The organism is Halopseudomonas oceani, from assembly GCF_002903165.1.
Classification (GTDB): Bacteria; Pseudomonadota; Gammaproteobacteria; order Pseudomonadales; family Pseudomonadaceae; genus Halopseudomonas; species Halopseudomonas oceani.
This window is the reverse complement of record NZ_PPSK01000045.1, coordinates 1-4,514: the sequence shown is the minus strand read 5'-3', so window position 1 is coordinate 4,514 and position 4,514 is coordinate 1. Positions and strand designations below refer to the sequence as shown.

At 54.1% G+C, this 4,514-nt stretch carries 2 protein-coding genes and 1 pseudogene; 1 reads left to right on the top strand and 2 read right to left on the bottom strand.

The annotated features are described in order from the left end of the window. Positions 1-134 precede the first annotated feature (134 nt). Positions 135-1,661, top strand: coding sequence for an IS66 family transposase (gene tnpC, locus C1949_RS19075; protein ID WP_104739950.1), 1,527 nt, complete (start codon positions 135-137; stop codon positions 1,659-1,661). 467 nt (positions 1,662-2,128) lie between these two features. Here tnpC and C1949_RS19070 read toward each other — a convergent pair whose 3' ends face one another. Then, complete coding sequence (locus C1949_RS19070; RefSeq protein ID WP_104739949.1) at positions 2,129-3,049, bottom strand: site-specific integrase; 921 nt, start codon at positions 3,047-3,049, stop codon at positions 2,129-2,131. Positions 3,050-3,850: 801 nt separating this feature from the next. Continuing rightward, positions 3,851-4,514, bottom strand: a pseudogene (locus tag C1949_RS19485) (recombinase); the annotation flags it as partial.

Below are 4,514 nucleotides of genomic sequence, written 5' to 3'. Positions count from 1 at the left end.
CTCGACGCTGAGCAACTCCAGGCCTTGGTGCTCGGTTTGCCATGGCAGCGAATCGGTTCCAGCGGCGCAATTACAGTGCTCTGAACCCCGCTTATCAGCTGTTGCAGTGACCGTGCTTTGGTAAAATCCACGGCATGACTTCCTCGCCCAATCTCGACCAAATGACGCCCGAACAACTGCGCGCCCTCGCTGCGCAGTTGCTGTCCAAGGTCGACACCATGGGCCGAGAGAGCCGCCGCGACAAGACAGTCATCGAGCAACTCTCTCACGAGATCGCCATCCTCAAGCGGCACAAATTCGCTAAGCGCAGTCAGCAAATCAGTCCGGCGCAAGGCAGCTTGCTGGATGACTTGCTCAACACCGACCTCGAGGCTATCGAGGCAGAGCTGAACGCGCTCCGGCCTGAGCCTGCCGCAACCTCATCGCGCCAACAGCCCAAGCGCGCTCCGCTGCCATCCCAGTTCCCACGTACGGTCATCCGCCATGAACCGGAGAGCACACAGTGTGCCTGCGGGTGCCAACTTCAGCGCATCGGCGAAGATGTGAGCGAGAAGCTGGATTACACACCTGGCGTGTTCACCGTCGAGCAACATGTGCGTGGCAAATGGGCCTGTCGTCAGTGCGAAACGCTGATCCAGGCGCCCGTGCCGGCCCAGGTGATCGACAAGGGCATTCCCACCGCCGGCTTGTTGGCCCATGTAATGGTGGCCAAGTTCGCGGACCACTTGCCGCTGTATCGCCAGGAAAAGATCTTTGGCCGTGCAGGCTTGGTCATATCGCGTTCGACGTTGGCGCAGTGGGTAGGCCAAACCGGCGTGCAGCTCCAACCCTTGGTGGATGCATTGCGCGAGGCAGTGCTAGCTCAAGACGTTGTACACGCCGATGAAACACCGGTGCAGATGCTGGCACCCGGCGAGAAGAAAACACACAGGGCTTACGTCTGGGCCTACTGCACTACGCCGTTCTCAGCACTGAAGGCGGTAGTCTATGACTTCAGTCCCAGCCGTGCTGGCGAACATGCGCGTAACTTCCTGGACACCTGGAATGGCAAATTGGTCTGCGATGACTTCGCAGGCTACAAGGCTGGCTTCGAGCAGGGCATCACCGAAATCGGTTGCATGGCGCATGCGCGGCGCAAGTTCTTCGACCTGCATGCCGCCAACAAAAGCCAGCTGGCCGAACAAGCGCTGCACTCGATTGGCGGGCTGTATGAAGTCGAACGGCAAGCCAAAGACCTGAGTGACGAGGATCGCTGGCGAATACGCCAGGAAAAGGCCAAGCCCCTAGCCGACACCTTGCATACCTGGATGCTGGCCCAGCGCGAGCTGGTGCCTGAAGGCTCGGCCATCGCCAAGGCACTGGACTACAGTCTCAAACGCTGGGTGGCGCTAACGCGCTACCTGGATGATGGTGCCGTGCCCATCGATAACAATGCGGTCGAGAACCAGATCAGACCGTGGGCGCTTGGCAGGTCAAACTGGCTGTTCGCTGGATCGTTGCGCAGCGGTAAACGGGCTGCAGCGATCATGAGCCTGATCCAGTCAGCTCGCATGAATGGCCATGATCCGTACGCCTACCTCAAGGACGTGCTAACGCGGTTGCCGACGCAGAAGGCTAGCGAGATCGAGCAACTGCTGCCGCATCAGTGGATGCCGGGCTGATCGGCGCAAGGTGTATTCCCCGTACGCTTACCATCGTTCACCGGCTGGGTGGGGTGTGAGTACAACCCTGCGGTGGGGACCAGAGAAGGATTAAGTTGGATCCGCTCCTTTTGCGGCACTAAAAGCGAATAGCGTTTGTCGCCGAGCGGGGGGCAATATGCAAACTTTGCACATTGCTTTCCGTCGTCCCAACGTCCGTCATCCGTTGGGGGCAATGGTCATTGACAGGCTAGTCCGCACTCCAACTCAAGCCCGTCCCAAAAGAGATCGAGAAACTACTGCCGCATCAGTGGATGCCGAGCTGATCGGCGCAAGGTGCCTTCCCCGTGCGCTTACCTTTTTTTATTTTTACCGGCCGGTACGTTGCCCGGTGTTGCTTCTTTCCGCTTTTTGGAATCCGTATGCGAAGCATGTGGCACGTTGCTTGATGCACCGGCGCCGAGTCCCTGGCGCCGTGCAGATTGTTGTTAAACAGTGCGAGGCTTAGTCTGTTGGTGCGTATTTTTGGGGCTTACGCCCTTAGCCGCAGGTTCTGCCGAATACCACACTGGTTTACTTTTCCTGCTGATTCTAACTTTCGAAAGGTCTGCATTGGATGCTGCCTCCGGTAAGGAGAAATTGCGCTTCGTTGCCGTACGCCTGTCTCCATATCGCTCAATCGACCGCGTAGACCGATGCCCCATGATGTAAGCCATGAGCCTGGGGTCGATGCCGGAGGCTTTGAGGTTGGAGCCCATCTGGTGCCGTAAGCTTCTCAGCGTTGGCTGTACTTTACGTCTGGGCCAAAGCTGCCTGCATTGTTCTCGCAGAGTATCCCTGATTGCCGCAGCGCTGCGGTGTGAGTGTCGATACAGGTCTACTGCTTTAGCCGCAAGCTCAAAATCTGTTTGGTTTGGGAACGTAATATCTCGGTCGGCACCCCTGATGCCTTGGTCGTCCTTTTTGGCTCCAATAATATGGAACCCCTCACGCATGACCTGAATCGAGTGCATCTCGCAGGGTCGGACGCCGAGCAGCCAAGCTAGCGTAACGGCAGCAAAAACGTCGTAGTGCCGTGTTTTTCCTAGGTGATGCAGAAGTGCGGCAATATCATCCTCGCTCAGGGCTTTAACCGCGTGAAGCTTCTCTTTAGGAGGGATGGTGCTGCCAGGCAAGGTGGTTGGATTAGGCGTTAGCAGGATCCGCTTGGCTGCTTCTGGGTAGCCACGTTCACGAACGTCGAATGACAGTGCATTTTTCAGGACTCTAAAGTAGCCGGGTCTGTAGTCTGCTGCGCACCCCGTCAATGCTTTGCATATCGCGCTTGTTGAGAGTTGTGTGCCTGGCATTCTCGTTTTGTAGAAGTTTCTTGCAAGCTTTCGGTATCGTTCTTCGGTGCTCTTCAGCATGTTGGCATCCTTATAGTTATTGTTATTTTTTTGATGTCAAAAGCAGCCGCTCCGCGAAGGGGCGCTTGTTTTTTCGCTCCTGGTCGGAGCGAAAAATCATGTCGGCATGGCATTGGCTGGGCCTCACCTCACCGTTGTTCGTGATGCCCTCGCCAACACCATGCCGCCACTGCGCCCCCATACCCGAAGCGCGGGTATGGTGTGTGCGCACGTACTCGCGCGCATGAGCACGTACCGTGGGTACGCGCTCTGGCAGCGCGCTGCCTGGCTTTGTTTGACATCAAATTCGGTAGCCGGCTCGGGCCGGAAATGAGAGCCAGGGCGTGGCACCCACATCAGACCTCTTCGCTGAGTTCTGGATAGACCGGATTTGACGCGCGCAATAAGCTGTAGCGAAAGCTTCATCATATTATTTTTATAGTTCCCATAGCCGCGCATTTTTTATTGCTGCCATAACATCCACAAGGAATAAAACACCGCGCCCGGCCAACTAGGCATCCAAACTTATTTATCCAGATCAGCAGCAAACCAATGACGCGCTGTATTGTTGCAAATAAGGAAAACATAAAACAATACCCAGCTTACAAATATAACCAACTTTGCCATCAGGCTCTGCGGGATTCACTTGAGGGCAGCACGGAATATAGGGAATTCATAAAGAGGGGGTGCGAAAATCGCTATAGGTGAGAGCGAAGTTCGCACTAGGGGAGAGCGGTTTCAATCCTATCGCGCAAGAGACTAGAGCAAAAATCGCAACATTACGACGCCGGCGGCAACAGGTCTCATCTTTATTTGCAGTAGTTATAAGTGAACACTTATCTTCCTGATCCGGCTTTCATCGATATCAGTGAAATTTTCAAGCTGACCTCGACATACCACATTCTTTTTGCAGCCGGTTATCTGGTAGATCTTTTCTTCTACCTTTTTTGCTGCAGCTCTTACTTCGTGAGCATACATAGTCTTGTAACCATCCGTTACGTCAACGCTACTGCCATAACCATCATGATTGCAAAGAACTTTAATCTGGTATGGGCCTATTTCTGAAGATTCAGCAATTGAGATAAATGTCGCCCTGGCAATCTTTCTGGGTAGATGCTGACCAATTCGACCACCAATTTTCATCATGTAATCACGAACAACAGACTCGGGCAGTCGATCCAGCTGAATGCCAGAGAACACGTATCTTGATGTGCTGTGTTTCATCGAAAAAAGAACCTGGCTGTATGCAGTATCATTGAGCATAAGATGAAACTCTTCACCATTTTTAAGCGTATCTTGCTCGTTTTCTTTTGTGCGCTCAGGGAAAACAATGGCGCGCATTTTATGATTAACGTACGCTTTCCTGATTTTTGCAACCTCATCTGGACGAACACCAGTAAACAGCATAAAGAGTACGGCAGCAGATGCGCATGCAAACGCTGACGCGACATTTCGCTCAGGCCCATCATTGCAGATCTTAATACAC